General features: G+C 68.5%; 16 protein-coding genes and 1 pseudogene. 8 read left to right on the top strand and 9 right to left on the bottom strand.

The features are described from left to right. Nucleotides 1–258: 258 nt before the first annotated feature. A complete protein-coding gene (locus tag AB0M27_RS41975; protein ID WP_365730499.1) occupies nucleotides 259–3,717 on the top strand; it encodes an ATP-dependent DNA helicase in 3,459 nt (1,152 codons plus the stop codon). A 49-nt stretch (nucleotides 3,718–3,766) separates the two neighbouring features. Beyond that, nucleotides 3,767–4,339 carry a hypothetical protein gene (locus tag AB0M27_RS41970; RefSeq protein WP_365730497.1) on the top strand — a complete coding sequence of 191 codons (573 nt, stop codon included), beginning with the start codon at nucleotides 3,767–3,769 and terminating at the stop codon, nucleotides 4,337–4,339. A 40-nt stretch (nucleotides 4,340–4,379) separates the two neighbouring features. On the opposite strand, the gene AB0M27_RS41965 is transcribed toward AB0M27_RS41970, so the two are convergent. The 3 genes from AB0M27_RS41965 to AB0M27_RS41955 form a co-directional block, all read right to left on the bottom strand. Then, nucleotides 4,380–4,670, bottom strand: a complete 291-nt coding sequence (locus AB0M27_RS41965) for a hypothetical protein (protein WP_365730495.1) — start codon at nucleotides 4,668–4,670, stop codon at nucleotides 4,380–4,382. An 82-nt stretch (nucleotides 4,671–4,752) separates the two neighbouring features. Beyond that, nucleotides 4,753–5,223, bottom strand: coding sequence for a hypothetical protein (locus tag AB0M27_RS41960; RefSeq protein WP_365730493.1), 471 nt, complete (start codon nucleotides 5,221–5,223; stop codon nucleotides 4,753–4,755). A gap of 325 nt (nucleotides 5,224–5,548) precedes the next feature. Continuing rightward, nucleotides 5,549–6,958, bottom strand: coding sequence for a hypothetical protein (locus AB0M27_RS41955; protein WP_365730491.1), 1,410 nt, complete (start codon nucleotides 6,956–6,958; stop codon nucleotides 5,549–5,551). Between the two features lie 92 nt (nucleotides 6,959–7,050). Here AB0M27_RS41955 and AB0M27_RS41950 point away from each other — a divergent pair, with 92 nt between their 5' ends. Together AB0M27_RS41950 and AB0M27_RS41945 are read left to right on the top strand one after the other, a co-directional pair. After that, nucleotides 7,051–7,359 (top strand): transposase, encoded by a 309-nt coding sequence (locus AB0M27_RS41950; RefSeq protein ID WP_365730488.1) that lies wholly within the window; start codon nucleotides 7,051–7,053, stop codon nucleotides 7,357–7,359. After that, a complete protein-coding gene (locus AB0M27_RS41945; protein ID WP_365730486.1) occupies nucleotides 7,356–8,273 on the top strand; it encodes an IS3 family transposase in 918 nt (305 codons plus the stop codon). The genes AB0M27_RS41950 and AB0M27_RS41945 overlap by 4 nt, the downstream gene beginning before the upstream one ends. Here AB0M27_RS41945 and AB0M27_RS41940 read toward each other — a convergent pair. Beyond that, nucleotides 8,252–8,413: a hypothetical protein gene (locus tag AB0M27_RS41940; protein WP_365730484.1), complete on the bottom strand. Its 162-nt coding sequence runs from the start codon at nucleotides 8,411–8,413 to the stop codon at nucleotides 8,252–8,254. The two genes, AB0M27_RS41945 and AB0M27_RS41940, sit on opposite strands and share 22 nt — an antisense overlap. A gap of 420 nt (nucleotides 8,414–8,833) precedes the next feature. Then, complete coding sequence (locus AB0M27_RS41935; protein WP_365730482.1) at nucleotides 8,834–10,732, bottom strand: 3'-5' exonuclease; 1,899 nt, start codon at nucleotides 10,730–10,732, stop codon at nucleotides 8,834–8,836. A gap of 93 nt (nucleotides 10,733–10,825) precedes the next feature. Between AB0M27_RS41935 and AB0M27_RS41930 the strand changes: the two are divergent. Then, nucleotides 10,826–11,061 (top strand): annotated as a pseudogene (locus AB0M27_RS41930) (hypothetical protein); the annotation flags it as partial. Nucleotides 11,062–11,352: 291 nt separating this feature from the next. Here AB0M27_RS41930 and AB0M27_RS41925 read toward each other — a convergent pair. The 4 genes from AB0M27_RS41925 to AB0M27_RS41910 form a co-directional block, all read right to left on the bottom strand. Then, nucleotides 11,353–11,670 (bottom strand): hypothetical protein, encoded by a 318-nt coding sequence (locus AB0M27_RS41925; protein WP_365730481.1) that lies wholly within the window; start codon nucleotides 11,668–11,670, stop codon nucleotides 11,353–11,355. A gap of 1,302 nt (nucleotides 11,671–12,972) precedes the next feature. Next, entirely contained in the window at nucleotides 12,973–14,793 is a 1,821-nt protein-coding gene (locus AB0M27_RS41920; RefSeq protein WP_365730479.1) for a hypothetical protein, read from the bottom strand. A gap of 132 nt (nucleotides 14,794–14,925) precedes the next feature. Next, nucleotides 14,926–15,318 (bottom strand): nuclear transport factor 2 family protein, encoded by a 393-nt coding sequence (locus tag AB0M27_RS41915; RefSeq protein WP_365730505.1) that lies wholly within the window; start codon nucleotides 15,316–15,318, stop codon nucleotides 14,926–14,928. Between the two features lie 3 nt (nucleotides 15,319–15,321). Further along, the gene (locus AB0M27_RS41910; RefSeq protein WP_365730503.1) at nucleotides 15,322–15,786 is read right to left on the bottom strand and encodes a sigma-70 family RNA polymerase sigma factor; all 465 of its coding nucleotides are present in this window, start codon (nucleotides 15,784–15,786) and stop codon (nucleotides 15,322–15,324) included. Between the two features lie 74 nt (nucleotides 15,787–15,860). Here AB0M27_RS41910 and AB0M27_RS41905 point away from each other — a divergent pair, with 74 nt between their 5' ends. From AB0M27_RS41905 to AB0M27_RS41895, 3 genes are all read left to right on the top strand, one after another. Beyond that, nucleotides 15,861–16,550, top strand: a complete 690-nt coding sequence (locus AB0M27_RS41905; RefSeq protein ID WP_365730477.1) for an HAD-IA family hydrolase — start codon at nucleotides 15,861–15,863, stop codon at nucleotides 16,548–16,550. A 224-nt stretch (nucleotides 16,551–16,774) separates the two neighbouring features. Continuing rightward, entirely contained in the window at nucleotides 16,775–17,080 is a 306-nt protein-coding gene (locus tag AB0M27_RS41900) for a GTP cyclohydrolase, FolE2/MptA family (protein WP_365730501.1), read from the top strand. A gap of 49 nt (nucleotides 17,081–17,129) precedes the next feature. Continuing rightward, on the top strand, nucleotides 17,130–17,348 hold a 219-nt coding region (locus tag AB0M27_RS41895; RefSeq protein ID WP_365730475.1), incomplete at its 3' end, for an excisionase family DNA-binding protein.

Below are 17,348 nucleotides of genomic sequence, written 5' to 3'. Positions count from 1 at the left end.
GTGGAAGCGTGAAGAACTCCCATCATCGCAGGTCACAAGGCACTTCTTCATTTTCCCAAGCGTCATCCACAGGCATCGGTCGGTGGATCGAGGCTAAACCGGCTGAGCGCCTGGCGGAGTGAGGTCGGCGAGCTCATCCGGACGCTGAGCGGCCCCTGACTACTTGTAACCCACACGTTTCTGATAGTTGTTTCGCTGGGGGGCGGGCGTATGCCCGTCGCGGCACCGCTGCAGGGCGCCGCAAGGGAGGGAAAGCACATGGCCATCACCACGACGCGCGACGAGGTCATCGCCGACGAGCAGAAGGCAGTGGATCACGCATACGACTGCTACACCGCGCGGCTGGCCGAGATGAGCGGGACGTCGGCGGCTACGGCGTCGGCCAGCGGCAAGGACGGCATCGCCAACCGCAAGGACGCCGAGGAGCGGGCAGCGGCGTACGGCGGCCTCGGCAACGAGTCTCTCGTCTTCGCCCGCATCGACGCGCCGGAGGAGCCCGGCGGCGACGTCAGGAAGTGGTACGTCGGCCGGCGCGCCGTCTCCGATGTCCACACCCGTGACACGGTGGTCGTGCTGTGGACCAGCCCGCTGGCGAAGAAGTGGTTCCAGGCGCGGCCCGACGCGCCGGGCGAGGTGCACCTGCGGCGGCAACTGCGGTGCGTGCAGCGCATCGTGGAGGACTACGTCGACGAGATCACCTCGGCGGCCCCTCTTCGTGCTCCCGCCGGCCTCCTTCCGGTGTCCACGGCGGTGCCGAAGCCTCGGTCGGCCCCGGACGACGCCACCACCGACAAAGCCCCCGCCGAGGACGCCGCGCCCGGCCAGGCCCCCGCAGAGCAGGAGGCCGACGAGCGGGAGAGGCCGGAGCACACGCCCGCCCACACCCCCTCCGACATCGCGCGCATCCAGCGCCGCAAGCCCCTGCAGCCGGACGAATTCCTCCTGCGCGAACTCCAGCGCTCGCGCACCGGCCGCATGCGCGACATCGTCGAGACCATCCGCCGCGACCAGATGGACCTGGTCACCGGTTCCCCCTCCGACATCCTCGTCGTGCAGGGCGGCCCGGGCACCGGCAAGTCCGCCGTCGGCCTGCACCGCGTCACCTGGCTCGTCAACAACGAGCACTTCCTGGCCCAGGACATCCTCGTGGTCGGCCCCCACCAGCACTTCCTCGACTACGTCGGCCAGGTCCTACCCACGCTGGGCACCCGCAACGTCAACGCCGTCCAACTCACCCGCCTGTGGGACGGCGACGTCCTGGGCACCGACACACCGGCGGCGCGGCTGGTGAAATCCGACGAGCGCATGGCCGACGTCCTGCGGCGGCGCGTCGAGCACGACTGTCGGCCCGAAGCGCTCGACGAACTCACCACTGCCGCCTCCTTCGAGGGCGACGAGCCCGCGATCGTCGTGACCGCCGGCAGTACGACCCTGCGCATCCCCCGATCCGAAGTCCTCGCCCTCCTTCACGAGGCGCGCGCCGGCGACGGCGCCTACCGCCAGCGCCGCGACCACTTCCGCAGCCTGCTCGTCGACCGCCTGCTGAGCGAGCTCGCCGCCCTCGCCCCGCGTCGCGGCCGGGACGGCACGATCCGCCGCGATCTGGAACGCAACCGGCGCCTGGAGCGCCTCATCGACCGCGTCTGGCCCTCCCCGGGCGCCCGGGAGGCTTTGCGGAGCCTGTACGACTCGGCCGACCTGCTGCGGGTGTGCGCCGACAACATCCTCGACGACGCCGAACAGGCCGCCCTCCACCGTGACCGCGCCGACAAGGCCGACGCCGAGCCCTGGACCCTGGACGACCGGGTCTGCCTCGAAGAACTCCAGTACCTCATCACGGGCGAGACGCCGCGGCGCTACGGGCACATCGTCGTCGACGAGGCCCAGGATCTGACTCCCATGCAGGCCCGTTCACTGCGCCGCCGCTGCGCGGTCAACGGCTCAATGACCATCCTGGGCGACCTGGCCCAGGCCACCGGCCCCCACCCCTACACCGACTGGGCGCGCCTGGGCACCATCCTGTCCGACCACGGCGACTGGCGGGTCGCCGAACTGAACACCAGTTACCGCGTGCCCGCCGAGATCATGGAGTTCGTGGCCCCCCTGGCCCGCAGAATCGCTCCCACGCTGCCCTATCCGCAGGCCGTGCGCGCGGTGGGCGGCCATGCCGTGCGGACGGTGGCGACCGAGCCGTGGAAACTCCTCGACGACACCGTCGCCCAGGCACTCCGCCTCATCGGCACCAGCGACGGGAGCACCTTGCGCTCCGTCGCGGTCATCGTCCCCGACGACTCCGGCTGGCTGCAGGAGATCAGCGGCCACCTGGACCACGCCGAAGGGATCACGACCCAGGGACGCCAGGCGGTATCGGTCCTGGCCGCCGCCCAGGCCAAGGGCATGGAGTACGACCACGTCCTCGTCGTCGAACCGGCCACCATCGCCGACCGCGGCCCGGCCGGCCTGCGCCACCTCTATATCGCCCTGACCCGCAGCACCCAAAGCCTGACCGTCCTGCACACCTCCCCACTCCCCAAGGCCCTCACTCCAAGCAGCGACACCATCGAACCGGCACCTGCCGACGCCGAACCGAGCGCGGCAGGCGGCGACCTGCCCGACATAGGCACCGACATCCGCATCCGGGTCATCGGCCCACACCCCGGCGGCCGATACAAGGTCACGGCCCTCTCCCCCGCCGTCACCTGCCCCCTGATCCTGACGGTTCGCCACGGCGCGGCTGCCCCGCGTCTAGGCGACGAGCTGGACTGCTGGGTGTTCGCCCACGAATCAACCCACTGCCTGCTGACCGCCGACCCGCGCGGCAGACAGCCCATCTCGCCCAGGATGGCGCCCAGGTACACGGCCGCGCTCGGCGTCCTGGACGAGCTGATCAACGGTGAGACCATCGTTGCGCAGGACGCCCGCGATCGTCTGTCCGAGCTCAAGGGCATGGCCAACCGCGTCCTGCGCCGGGACCAAGCGGACTGGGTCGACGTGCGGCGTGTACTCGGATCCCCGGACAGGCACCGTCTGACCCTCCTGCGCAACCTTGCGGCACACACCCACCGCGCACTCAAGGACGATCACCTGGACGCGGGTCGGCTCAAGGACGACCTGGAACGTGCCGGCTGGGCCGACGCCCTGCTCACCGCCCGCCACACCCTCCAGCAGCGCCTGGCCACAGCCGTCGCGGAGACGGCCAGCGACACCACCCCCGCCGCCCCGCACACGAGCGAGCCGAAGGACCCCGACGCCATGCCCGCCATCGCAACCGACACCCCCGCGCCGACAGCAGCCGCAAGCCCCAGCCTCCTGCAGGCCCTTCAGACGGCCGCGGCGGCCGACCGTACCTGCAAGACCCACGAGGCCGTGCGCCTGGAACTGATGGCCGCGCTCCTGCGAGCGGACCTGCAACCCACCCACACCCCCATCGTCGACGTCAGTTGTCCCACGAAGAACGGTCACTTCCTCTACGAGGTCCTCGCCGCCGGCCGCTGCACCTACGCCGACCTGCGCTCGGGAGCCGTCCGCCTCCTGGAAATCAACCACACCCTGCCCACCCCCGCCGACCGCCTCCACCTGGTCCTGTGCCAACTCCCCGCCGAAGACTGGGCAGTCGACACCCTCCACGACGTCTTCAACGTCCACGTCCTGTGGCGTACCAAGGAAGGCTGGAGCGGCCAGGACCCCGAAACCGCCCTGGGCACCGAACGGACATGATCCGCGGCCGGCCGTTCCGCCCAACACCAACTCACCGCTCTGTGCGCAGATGCCACGGTGTTCGCAGCAACTTCCGCACCGCCAAAGGGGGGCCCGTGCGCCGTATCGTCTCGGCTGTCGCTCTGCTCGCTGTCCTGCCTCTCGCCGCCTGCTCCGCAAAAACCGCTTCCCCGGCGGCTCCGGCCGTTACCGTGACGCGCACCGTGCCGGCCTCCGTGCCGCCCACCTCGACACCCCCAACCGCCAGCCCTACGCCGACGTCCGCGGCACCGACCACGACGGCCGTCATGCCCACGACGGCACCCCGGCCACTCCTCGGCCGCATCTGACCAACGCCTCGGCGGTGGTCTCGCAGTACTACCAGGACATCACCGATCACGACTATGCGGCCGCCTGGGCGCTCGGCGGCTCGCACATCGCCGGCACGACCTACGACCGGTGGGTGGCCGGGTTCGCCACCACCCAGAACATCACCCTGGGCACCATCAGCGCATTCGGAGCCTCCCGCGTCCACGCCATCCTGTACGCCACCCAAACCGACGGCACACTCAAGACGTACGCCGGCGACTACACCATCGCCGACGGCATCCTCGTCGGCGCCTCGATCCACCAAGCCAGCTGACGGTCAGTGGGGGCTCGTCCGGTCAGGCTCCGCGGAGGACTCAACCCAGCTGCCACGCAAAGGCGGCGAGCTGTCCGTACTCATCGTGCTCATCGTGGGCATCGACGATCGTCTCGCCGCCACGGCGATCGACCGCCCCGCCCGGCACGCCGAGGTGATCTGCTCCCAAGGGCGACGGCCGCCGCACAGGGGGCCGCGCCTCGGACAGGTCCCGCGGCCGACACCACGACATGACCCGCATCGACTGGCCCAGCGGGGGCTGAAACCGGCGCCCGGCCAGCCTCACGATTCGGCCGCCGGTGAAACGCGAGTGCTGTTCACCGAGTGCCACTTTGCCGACCCTGGCCCCCCGGTGTAGGGGCAACGGTGCCATGTGCGGGGGCCTGCGCTCGCTGCTTCGTTGCGGTCTGCTCCTACGCGGCGGGCCGCGATGGCGCCTCCTTTTCGGCAAGGAGCCACGTCCACCAAAACCCGCCGACGTCCCGGGCGGGTCCGGATGTGGTGCGCCATCCGGCCATCCAGCCACCGCCGCCGTGGTTGCGAGCCTGGCAGGAACATGTGCAATACGGCCCTGACGCGTTCTTGCATGACGCGGTGCAGGCCTCCGCACGGTTGAACTCACGCGCCACGGCCACACGCGGATAGCGTCGCAGCAGTCCCTCGGCCAGTGCGGTGAAGTGCCCGCGAGAGACCATCCAGCACTCCAGCTCGTCGTCCCAGTCCGGGCGCACTCGCACCGCCAGGATCTCGTTGATCAGCCGGAGGGTGGCCCGGCGCCGCACCGGTATCCAGACCGCCATGCGTTCTTGGCCCGCCGGAAGCGCGATGGACGGCATCGACTGGCCCTCCCATTCGGGAAACCACAGCGGCACGTTCCGTGGCATGTGCGCCCGGACCATCGGCTTCAACGCCCGCAGACTTTGCGCCGTCGACCTCACGGGCCTCGTCGTCGCAGTCTGCGCAGGTCCACGCCGACTGCCCGGACACGGTCCGCTGGTGCCACGGGCGGGGTGGACGGTGACCTTGCCCTCGTGCAGGCCCAGAGTCCGACCACACGCCTTGCACCTCCCCTTCGGATACTGCCCCTTGTTCACACCCACCGCCAACGATCACTTCCTTCGAATGTCTGAATCCCAGGCTGGACCTACGGCGTCCCCACCGCCGACAGGAGATGACGCGCTGTCCGGGCTGCGTTGCGCTGGTGTCGTCTCAAGTCAGCAGGTCGGCAGCCGCGGTGCGCAGCAGGCGGACAAGGTCTGGTGTGTCGGCCATGGGGTGGTGCGCGTACAGGAGGTTGCTGGCGAGCATGGCGCGCTGCGCGGTCGTGCCCTGTTGGAAGTCCGGCGAGGTGGCCAGTTGCGCTGCCCACGCCGGGATGGCGGCCTGCCACTGGGCCCGCTGCCGCTGGAGGAGGATGTCGTCCCGCTTCGCCCGTGCGTGGGCGAGGGCGCGCTGGATGTCATGGGAGTGAATCGGGCAGTCGGGGCCGAACATGCTACGGGCGAGATCCCGGCCCCTGCTGTCCTGGTCGTGGGATGTTTCGGCCGCCATGAACTGATCGTCGTCGACCAGGGCCTGGTAGAGCTGCGGGCCCCACTGCTTGAGGTGCGGGAATCGGGTCTGCTCCTCGCGCACCGCTCTCACGCGCATCTCCCAGTCCTCCAGGCACTCGTCCAGTTCCTTAGCCCAGTCGGCGCTCACCTGGTAGTGGTGCACCACGTCACCGGAGCGGAACGTGGCGGTGAAGCCGCTCAATTCGCCATCCCGCCGGGCCGCTTCGGCCCGCACCCGCTTAAGGCCCCGCAGCCGGGGATGCTTCAGGTCTTCTGCCCCCTCAAGGCGCTGTGCCCAGCCGCCTTGGTATCGCTCGAGGCGTGCGCTGTCCGGCACGTCGGCAGCGACTGCCTGCAGGAAGGCCTCCCGGTCGCCCCAGTTGACGATCGAGGTGCGAGCGGCGCCGTCCGGGGCCGTTACCGGCCGACCCGGGCGGGGGTACGGGACGGTGTCGATGCAGGGCCGGTCGCGGCCTGGATGCGCGGTCGCCAGATCGTCCACCAGGCCCTCAAGCCCGGCCAGCAGGAGCTCGAACTTTTCTGCCGGCGGCCGTTGGTCCTCGAGCCACTGCCGGGCGTGGTCGCTCGCGCGGACCTGCACGCGGAAACGGTCGCCGCTGCCCTGGAAGTCGGAGGCCGGGATGCATCCGTAGTCGGCGAGTTCTTCGGTGGCAGCCTTGATGACCTGGGCATCCCGGTCGGCCGGCGAGCCGGCAGGAATCACGGCGGGCACCGAGAAGGTCAGCGTGTCCACGTAAGCGGCGTTGCCCGGCAAGCCCAGATCGTCGTACAGCTCGATGGAGTACTCCCCCGCGCCGACATGGGTGATGGAGGCCCTCGCCCATCCGTAGACGCCGCGAGCGTCCTCGCCGTCGTCTTCGTCGTTCCCTTCGCCGTCGCATCCCGCGTCCGCCTCTGCGTCCGCGTCCTGCCCTTGGTACAAGGAACCCTCCACGGAGTCCTTCGCCCACTGCCTGAAAGCCTCGTCCGCATCGCCACCCGCGGCCTGCAGATAATGGTTGGGGTCGGCCAGATCGTGAAACGCGGCGGCGGAGGCGAAGCCCACGGCGTCGCGGGCATGGGCTTTGATGAGCTTCCCCCGAGATGCGGCGGGTGGTGACAGAGGGTCAGATGGTTCTCGTGAGAGGAGATCTGACCATGGCTGCCCCGAGAAAATACCCGCTGGAGTTGCGTGAGCGTGCGGTGCGGATGTACCGCACGTCCGAGCCGAGGCCCGTGATCCGCCGCATGGCTGAGGAACTCGGTGTGCATCCCGAGGCCCTGCGCGGCTGGATCCGCCAGGCCGAGGCCGATGCCGGCGAGCGCGACGACCTGCTGACCACCGACGAACGCGCGGAGCTTGCGGCCCTGCGCAAGGAGAACGCGCAGCTCAAGCGGGCGAACGAGGTCCTGCGCACGGCCTCCGCTTTTTTCGCGGCGCAACTCGACCCGACCCGGTCCAGGTGACGGCGCTCGTTGATGAGCACCCGCATCTGGAGGTCGAGTGCGTACTCCGGGAACTGCACATCGCCTCGTCCACGTATTACCGATGGCGCAGGCGCGAGAAGGAGCCGTGCGAGCGGCAGCGCCGCGACGTGGAGCTGACCGAGCAGATCCGGCAGATCCACCAGGAGTCCGGCGGGATCTACGGCTCGCCGCGCGTGCACGCCGTCCTGCGGCGGGAAGGCGTCCGCGTGGGCCGCAAGCGGGTCGAGCGGCTGATGCGCCAGGCCGAGCTGGCCGGGATCAGCCCGCGCCGCAAGGGCTTCACGCGCCGCGATCCCAAGGCCGCCCTCGCCCCGGACCTGGTCAACCGCGACTTCACCGCCCAGGCACCGAACCGGCTATGGGTCACGGATCTGACGATGATCTCCACCGGTGAGGGCCCGCTGTGGCTGTCGGCGATCCGCGACGCTTTCTCCCGCCGCGTGGTGGCCTGGGAAACCTCCGCCCGCGCGGACGCGGACCTGGTCCTCACCACGCTCGAGTACGCCCTGGCCAGCCGCGAGGTCGTGCCGGGACAACTGATCCACCATGCCGATCACGGCTGTCAGTACACATCGATCAAGCTCACAACACGGCTGCTGCGAGCCGGAATTGAGGCATCCATGGGTTCTGTGGGGGACTCCTACGATAATGCCCTCGCGGAGAACCTCTGGATACTGATCAAGACCGAGGGCATTCGCGGCCGCGTCTTCGCCACCCGGGCCGAGGCGAACCTCGCGCTGTTCGAGTACATCGACGGCTTCTACAACAGCCGGCGCATCCAGAAGCGGCTTGGCTGGCTCAGCCCGATCGAGTTCGAGGAGAAGTACTACGCCAACCAGGCAACGGCTGAACGAACGAACCTCACACCCCTTCAACCTGCCCTGACCAGCTGATCAGCACCTGCCGCACAGCGGGGGAACCTCATGACGACGTCAGGATCGATGCCCGCATTCACCAGCGTGTCGGCCTCCTCGGGGCTGCACCCCGCCTGAAGGAACCGCTCCCTGGCCGCTTCCTCGTCGTACACGTACACGCTCTCCTTGTCTGGTGCACAGCCTGGGGGTGGACACACGAACCGGCCTCCGCCCGGCAGGCAGGGCGGGCACGGCCAGCCGGTCGGGAGCTCGTTCGTTACTCACTTTCGGGTGAACACGGCCGCGAACAGTGAGGGGCAATGGTCGGCGGGTGGTCGCCGCAGCTCAGTGCTCCCAAGGACAGGGGGCACAACAGGTACGCCACACCAGGGGCTGCCGGTTCAGTCCACAGCCGGCGCGCCGCAGGAGCGGTGCGAGCAACTGGAAGACCTTGGGCCTGTCCTGGTGCCCGGCCTGGCCGGTGGACTGGCAACGCGCCTTCTACCTGCTCCGGCAACACCTCGGGGCCGCCCAGCGTGCCGATAAGAAGTCCTTCCCGCGGAAATCGGCGAGAACGGCTGCAGCATCTCAGCCGCATCTCACAGGCCGCGCGCCTTGTTCCAGTTGTTGATGCGCACCGCGTAGATGATGTTGCCGATGCCCCCCGTGAAGCAGAACAGCCAGAAGTGCACAGAGAACGACTGACGGCGTCGCCGCGGATGGCCCTCACCAGCAACCGCCGTCGCCGCAGCGGACGTGGCAGCGGGGCGGCGATGCCGGGTTGGCTCTCCCGGTGACGGCAGGAAGCCACTAGAGGTGGTCCTGTGTTCGCCATAGGTCGCTTGGGAGATGATGTTCTGGCGAGATTCGGTGTTCCTGGCCGAGTGAGCGGCCGGTGTGCCGCCATACGAGGGTTGTGGAGGCACGAGGGCTGCTCCCGCTGTCCGTCCGGCGCGGCGGACGCGTCCTTTCACGGTGAGAGCGAGCCCGGCGGCGTGGCGTAGATCAATCAGGGCATCTTCGAGAGTCTGCTCGCTTCCGTGGGGTGCTTTGGACCTGTCGATCATCAGGCGGGGGGTTCGGCCACGGGTGAACTGGACGAAGGTCGCTTCAGGGTCGGCGGACTGTTCGACCAGCCACCGGACCGGAGCGGTGAACGTGCCTGCGGTCAGCTCGTCAGGCAATTCGTGCAGACGCCACACCGGGCCCGCACCAGGGCCGGTGAATACCAGCGGACCACAGGCTGCGACCGCCGCAGCGGGCTGCGCAGCGGGCGTCATCTGCTGCTCAAGCCAGTGTCTGGCGGCGGCCGGTGCCAGTACGGGCAGGCGGTGCTGGGTCACCACGCTGGGGCTGGGGACCGTTGTCGGGTCGGTGGCGATGACAAGGCGTGTGGTCTTGGAGGGCCGCACACCGATCGTGGCCCCGTGCCGCTCGGCCCAGGCCGTCAGGTCGCGGACGGCCGCGTCCTGGCCGACGGGCACGATGCGCATCCCCTTGAGTTCGTCCCCGACGCTGGGCAGCTCGCGGGCGGCGAGATCGGACACGCCGAGTTGGCGCGCCAGATCCGTCAGCTGCCGGACGGTTCGCGGTGGCGGGTCCGGTATACGGGAGCGCACCGTTTGCCACACGGTGGCGTGTGTCTGGCGCACCGAGGTCTGATGGTGGCCGGCTGCACTGGCCAACGTGACAAGTCGCTGCGCGTCAGGGCCGGCCAGGTTCCCCTGAATGGCGAGGTCTTCGAGCACGTGCTGGTATTCGCCGGCGGCTGCCGGATCCGGCGGCACCGTCCTGCCGCTCGGCAGCGCCGCGTGGATGTGTGCGGGCCAGCCCTGACGGCTGCTGGGTGCCTCTGCGATTCGCGGTCGGCTGCGGACGGCCTCGGGCCGCACCGGAAGCGCTCCGAATGGGCCGCCTGTCAACCTCAGCGGCTGCGGACTGCTGGCCAGTAGCGTGGTCAGGGCCCGGGCGGTGTTGCGGGCGTCTTCCAAAGCCGCGTGGCCGTGGGACGGCCAGGCTCCGGAGAGGTCTTTGACGATGCCCGCAAGCGTGTAGCCACGCAGGTCGGTCTGGGCACGGAACGCCGTCAGCGTGCACAAGCCGGCCACCCGCAGCCCGGCTGCCCCAGCCTTCGCGAACTCGGCCTCCAGGAACGAGGCGTCGAAGGCCAGGTTGTGCGCCACCACCAGCGAGCCGCGCATCAGCCGCAGCAGCGTCCCCGCAACCTGCGTGAACAGTGGCGCATCTGCGACATCGTTCTCGCTGATCCCGTGCTGTGACTGGTTCTGCCGCGACATCGGCCGCTGCGGGTCGACCAGGGTGGAAAACTCCTCTACCACCGTGCCGTCGGCCCGCAGCCGCACCGCCGCGACCTCACACACACGATGGCCGCGTGCAGGAGACAAACCGGTGGTCTCCACATCGACGACCGTGTAGTCAACCTGCCAGGGATCGACGCCCTGAAGCCCCCGCCGCAAGAACACCGGCTCGAACACCACGCACACTCCTTCCCTACACATTGCTCATTCAAGCGGCGACATCTTGACCGGCCACCCGATCAGCAAAACCATCGGGGATCCAGCCGCACACTGGTGCGCGAACTCGGCGTCCGACCGCTGATTGCACGCCGGAATACCGAGCACGGCTCCGGCCTGGGCACCCAACGGTGGGTGGCGAGAGAGGGTTCGCACTCCTGCACTACTTCCGCCGCTTGCGCACACGCAGGGAGATCCACGAAACGCTGCTCAGCCTGCGATGCGCCCTCACGCCGATGTGCCGCTGCGATGTCCCTCTCGCTAGCCGCCGAAAGCAAGGGCACCGAGGATGAAGCCGATGACCATCCCAGCAACCGAGGCGCCCAACGCCAAGGCAGCATGTGGCTCCTGCCGTTTCATTGCGACTACGGAAAGGATGATGGCGACAGTTCCCAGAACTATAGGGAAGAAGAGCAGCGAGGCCGCAGCGCATGCAAATGCACCCCAGACAAAGCTTGCTGACCTGCCTCCGCCCGGCTCGCCGTAAGTGGTACCACACTCCGGACAGAACGTCTTAGCCGTCTGGGTCAGCGTGCCACAGGCGGAGCAGAGCTTCGTCGGGTGCGACCCTGAGAGAGCCGAGTTCACGCGAAGCCACCCTTCGCAACAGAGAGGATCTTCTTGTTCGGGCTGGAGAACAAGGCATAAATGTTGTCGACTGCCGCAGTCGAGCGAAGATGCAGTTGAATGTATCCGGGCTGCGCGCTCGGGGTCACGGTGATCGTCAATTCGCCATGTGTCGTGGGGAATTTCCTGTACTTGCCGGTCACCTGTCCGAGCGTGGAGCTCGTCTGTACGTCTTTGAAACCAGTAGTTATGAGACCCTTTGCGCACCGGGTAAGCCATTCGTCGCGGTCGCCGGCCACGACCAGGGACTCCTCCATGCTCTTACGGACAGCCATCTGACTCCTCCAAACAGACGTTGATCAGGCAAAATTGACGGGCCTGCAGCACTGGAAGTCCGTGGAAGTACGACGTTCCGCCGTGCCTGGCCGTGGTCAGTGGCCGCCACGGCCATGTGCCACTCCCTCACGGCCGAGCGCGTCACGACACGCCAGTACTTCCCGTTCGCTGACCTCGCATGACGCTTAGTTGGCGACGCAGGTCGCGACGATGCCGAAGACCCGGAGCAGGTAGTAGACGAGGGTCCCCAGGGCTGGGGCACCGTCCGTCCAACCGCACGAAAGCAGCCACAGGAAGCCGCCGACGGCCCAGGGCCCTCAGATGGCCTTGCGCTCCTCCTCGACAGCCTTCTTCACGTCGTAATACCCATTCTTCACAACTCCCCCCCATGCATAGCGGCGTGATTCTATGCTCAACAAAGCTGGAGACGGAAGAGGTGATCAAGATCTTGACCTGCACTTTCCTTGCGTAGAGCAAGTACCGGCGCACATGCAGGGATGGCTCGATCCTGTCGGTCCCCACGACCCCGGCGCGCCGGTACCGACACGGAGACCGGGTGCCCGTTCGGCGACAGCAGGAGCCTGCCGGCCTCACTGCCCCACTCCAGAGAGAACGGCATCGAAGGGATGTATGGAGCCGGAGCCGGGCTCATTTGGCCTGCCAAGCGCCTCGTCTCCGAGCCGGGCTCTTTGCTCATGGGCTTCGGGGCGTCCTGCTCGGCTGGCCGGGATCCCCTCCAGCTTCAGGTACCTGCGCTGGTGGCGGACGAGATCGGCGAATGCCCAGGCGAGGTCGCGCCCGGGCAGCGCTGGGCCGCCGGCCTGCTGTACGAGGGCTACCTTCCAAGTCGGTGAAGCCCGTGGGCGCGAGCCGCGCGTCTCCCTGTGGCTGGCCGCTCAGTTCTCCCCCCAACCGGGGCATGGAAGTACGTCCGCTGCCTTGGCCAGTGCGGCGGACGTGCTGCCACTGCCTCGTGCCCTGGTACCCGGACGGCTGCAAGGCCGAGGCCGGACCATGGCCGGTCTGCTGGGCCCGGCCGACCACGCACTCATCTGCCGATGAGCGGGCGTTTCGGGCGCTTACCAGAGCCAGGTACGGCCGTGATCCGCGAGGTGGCGTCGATATCTGCGCCGGTCGGCCTCACACCTGTGCCCATGTGGAGCGAGTCAGCGTCGATCACGCGGGAAAGCTGCTCACTCGCTCCATTGAACGTGCCTGCATCTGGCACCCATGCCTACCGCCGTACGTGACCGGGCTCGGTCGGTGCGGTCGGGGCGGCCCCTCGTCAATTGGCTCGAGGCCTACTCGGCAGCGCAGGTCGTGGCCCCGGATCCAGTCGATTCCGTAGACCTCGTGCCCGTGCTCTCGCCCTTCTTGCCCGCCTCGATGGGGGTGTAGCGCCGCCGTTGAAGCGCATCGCGTTCGCTGTCCGGGATCGTCATCGACTCGGCAAGCACAGCGGCGAGCGCGTCCACTTGGGTGTTGTCGATGTCAGTGTGGAAGTGCCACCGGATGTTCTCGTCGCGCGTGATGAGGTCGATCGCCGAGCGCGCGCCTTTGTCCTGTGTGGTTGCTGCTCGGACGTATCGCACCTGGTCGATCGGGATGACTTGACGGATCTCGCCTTGCTCAAGGAAGGCGTTCGTCTTGGCCGTGATGATGCGGCGATCCGTGAGGGCGATCAGTGTCTTGGCCGGGGCCTTGTCCCTCGCTGCCGCCAGCATCTCCTTCGCTCCGCCGAGGATCGCGGAAAGGGGATCGGGGGCATCGAACTGGTCGGAGAAGCCGAGGACCCGTAGGGTCTCGCCGTCCTCGAGGAACCATCGCAGGATGCGAAGGTACGGCTCGGGAGCCAGCGATGTGGGTGCGCAGACGACGCCCGGAGCCTCGAGTTGAGGGGCCGGCGGATGCAGAGCGTCGGCAAGAGGCTCGATCGCCTCCAGAAGACGGGCGGAGATGTGGCGGGCTGCGTTGGAGTCCCTCCGCTTCCCCGACAGCGGCAGTGTGTCGCGTCCGGGGAGCTCGGCGATGATGCGTAGCTCCCGCGTGAGGGAGTCGACGAGGCTCGTCGTCTCGGCGAGAGCGGAGTCGAGTTCTGCGCGAGTGTCGCGCGCGATGATGTCGACGAGCCGCGCCTCGCCGGCGTCGTCGGGTCCAGCGGCGCGCGCCCGCGCGGCGTGGAGCGCCTGGTATCCGGTCCATGCCTTGAGGGAAGACAGCAGGGCGTTGGCGTCGAAGAAGATCGCCGCGGCGTTCGTCTGGAGATACTCACGGCGGCCACGTAGGTCGAGCTCATCGATCTGCCCGATGTGGTCGCGGACGTTGAGGCGGTACAGCTCGACCTGTTTGCCGAGGTCCGCCTCCTTGTCCGCGACCTTGTGCCACAAGGTGGTGGGGACCGATTCGACCTCTCGGGCGTGGTCGACGGCGCGATCGACGGTGGCGACGAGGCTCGTCAGTTCGGCCCACTGCTCGTTGCGGATGGTGGTCAGTACCTGGCTGGTCAGCGCAATGTTGGTCCTGACAAGGCCCGTGACCTCGCTCAACTGCATCTGAAGGCCGATCATGGCCAGCGTCGGCCCGAGGGAAGCCGCGCTCTGCACCGCGCTCACCTCAGCCACGGGGATGAAGCGGGCCTGAGCGATGAAGCGGCTGGAGGAGATCACCGTTCCGAGGTTCGCGCCGTCCTTGACGGCGAGCGTCGCGCCGGCCCGCAGGAGAGCCTGTGTTGCGTCGCTGATCCTGTAGAGCCCCTGCGCGCTGGCGAATGCGTTTGTGAGGTGGCCGGCCACGGTCGCCGCGTTCCCGATCGAGGCGAGGACTGTGGAGATGCGCTTGCGGTCGGTGGCCGGCACGAGCCCGAAGTCGAGCAGATCGGGCTTGAGTTCCGCCGGGACCTCACCGAAGACGACAGCGACCCCTGGGAGCACCTCCGCCAGGACCGCCGATGGTGTCGTTGAGCCGATGTCCGAGTCGGGTGTCGGATCGTCCACCACAGGTGAGTCGGCGGTATTGCTCTGGCCGTTCTCCTCAGGCTCGGCGATCTCCGTCGAGTCCAAAGGGTCCTGCATGCGATCTCCTCCCCGCAGGGCGCGCAACGGCCAGACGTCGTCGGCGTTCACTGCCGAAGTCTACGGCTCGGCGCCCTGCGGTTCACTGATCGTTTCAGAATGGGAAACGCCGTCGTCTGGCCCTCCATGGTCAATGGTCCCGGCCGTAGCCACACCCTGGGGGCCTCGGGGGCTGACGTTGACTCAAGCCCACTCCGTCTGCAGCCCGAACCGCTGCACGTGCTCCGCGCCCAGGAACGAGGTGAGGCCTTCGACGAGCTCGCCGCGCAGGGTCAGCACCGTGATCGACCACGCGAGGTGCGGGGCCGACCGGCTCGCGCCCACGTAGAAGGCCACTGCCGGTTGGCCGTTCGCCGAAGCGAGGTGGTAGCGCCAGCTCGGGCAGCGGGTGAGGGGGACCTCAACGGCAAAGTCCATGACGGCGGCCCGGCCCCGGTACCACTGGGCCAGCGGCGGCATCGACCAGGCGACGTCCTCGGTGAGCAGGGCGACCAGGGCGTCGGCGTCGCCGCTTTCCAGGGCGGCGGCGAAGGCGGTGACGGTCTCGCGGACCCGGGCGTCGCCGAGCTTGCGCAGGGTCTACTGCTGCGAGCGCGCCGGGACCCGCTCGGCGAGCAGTCGACGGGCGCGGGCCAGGGCGGAGTTCACCGAGGTGGTGGAGGTGTCCATCATGGTGGCGATCTCGGCGGCGGAGAAGCCGAGCACGTCGAACAGGAGCAGCGCGGCCCGCTGGTTGCCTGACAGGTGCTGCATGGCCGCGGCGAAAGCGAGTTCGACAGCCTCGCGCTGCTCGTACCGCGCGGCCGGTCCGGCCGGGCCGGCGGGCAGGCCCGCGTCGGGGTAGGGGCCCAGCCAGGCGACCTCGGTCAGCGGGGTGGCGCCGACCACCGCGTGGTCGCTGGCCGGGCCGAGGTCGATGGGCATCGCCCGCCTGCCGCGCCGGTCGACGGCGTCCAGGCAGGTGCGGGTGGCCACGGTGTACAGCCAGGCGCGCAGTGAACTACACCCCTCGAAGCGGTCCAGGCCCCGCCAGGCCCGCAGCAGCGCCTCCTGCAGTGCACAGATCTTGATCGTCTTGGGCTTGCGGCCGGCTCGTCGGCGCCGCCAGGATCGGCTGCATGATCAAGGGTGTGATGTTCGACTTCTCCGGGACCCTCTTCCGGATCGAATCGGCCGCGCAGTGGCTGCGCGCGGTGGCAACGAAGGCCGGTCTGGACGTGCCCGAGGGTGAACTCGACGCGTGCGTCAGCCGGCTGGAAGAGTTCGGGGCTCAGCCCGGAGGGGTTCCTCCGCGCACAGTGCCGCCCCATCTGGAGGCACTGTGGCGGGAGCGCGATCTGACCGCCGAACGACACCGGGCTGCCTTCACAGCCGTCACCCGGGAAGCGAAACTGCCTGCGGCTGACCTGGCCGAGGCCCTGTATGAACGTTCCCAAGTATCGGGGGCATGGCTGCCTTATCCCGACACCGAGGAAACCCTCCGCGCCCTGCGCGGGCGAGGCATCCCGGTCGCTGTCGTCAGCAACATCGGCTGGGACATGCGCCCTGTCTTCCGCGACCACGGTGTCGATGACCTCGTGGACGCCTACTTCCTCTCCTTCGAGTGCGGGGTGAAGAAGCCCAATCCCCGGATCTTCCAGATGGCGTGCGACAAGCTCGCAGTGGCGCCCGGCGATGCACTCATGGTGGGAGACGAGCCTGTTGCGGACGTCGGAGCTGCCACGCTGGGGTGCCGGGTCCACCTAGTCGATCCCTTGCCCGTTGACCAGCGTCCCGGCGCGCTGGCCGAGGTGCTCCAGCTCCTCTGATGTGGCCCGACCGGGGCAACTTTCGGCGCGATGTTGAGGGCCCGGCGACCGAACGCCGTCCAGTCCTCGGGCTCGATACCGCCCAAAACGTACCCGCTTACCAGGCCAGAACGACGTCATCCCCTATCCGATCACGCCGCAAGATGCGATGCACAGGCCCTCCTGATCGGGCCTGAACTGCCGATCGCCACCCAGGTCACCGCCCCCGCCGGCGCGCAGACCTCCTGGCAGACCCACGATGTCACCGCCACCGGACGCATCGACGTGGGTGGCCTGCGCCGTGGCCACGGCGGAGGCCACCCACGCCACCAGCCTGTGCCCCTGCTCCAAAGCCATCTACCGACGACGACACCCACAACCAGCGCAGCGAGATCGCCCTCGAGGTCACCGGCACCAGTGCCACGCCCTACCCGCTGCCCGTCCACGAGATGGTCGACCTGCCCCGCGCCGCCGACTCCGCCCCCGTCATCCCCCTCATCAAACGCCCCGACGAACGCATCGTGACCATGCAGGCTCACCAACTTCATTAGCTGTCCCTAGTGTTGCGCATGTATAGTTGTATGTATTGAGTTGCTGCGTATGTCCAAGGCTGCGAAGTGTCTCGTGATTCACCCGATGACGCCGCGCCAGTGGGCGTTGGACGGCAAGATCCCGTTCACGTGGGTCGGCCGTGAGCGCCGGTTCTCCTCGGTGGATGTGGAGGACATGAAGCGCGGCAGCGACTGCTCAACCTCCCTCCCGCGTCTGGAGTTGCTGTATGTGCGCGTGTTCGGCTCGTCCGGACAGGAGTTTTGTCTG

The organism is Streptomyces sp. NPDC052107 (genome assembly GCF_040680215.1).
Lineage (GTDB): Bacteria > Actinomycetota > Actinomycetes > Streptomycetales > Streptomycetaceae > Streptomyces.
The sequence above is the reverse complement of the archived record's forward strand: the minus strand, read 5'-3'. Positions and strand labels throughout refer to the sequence as shown.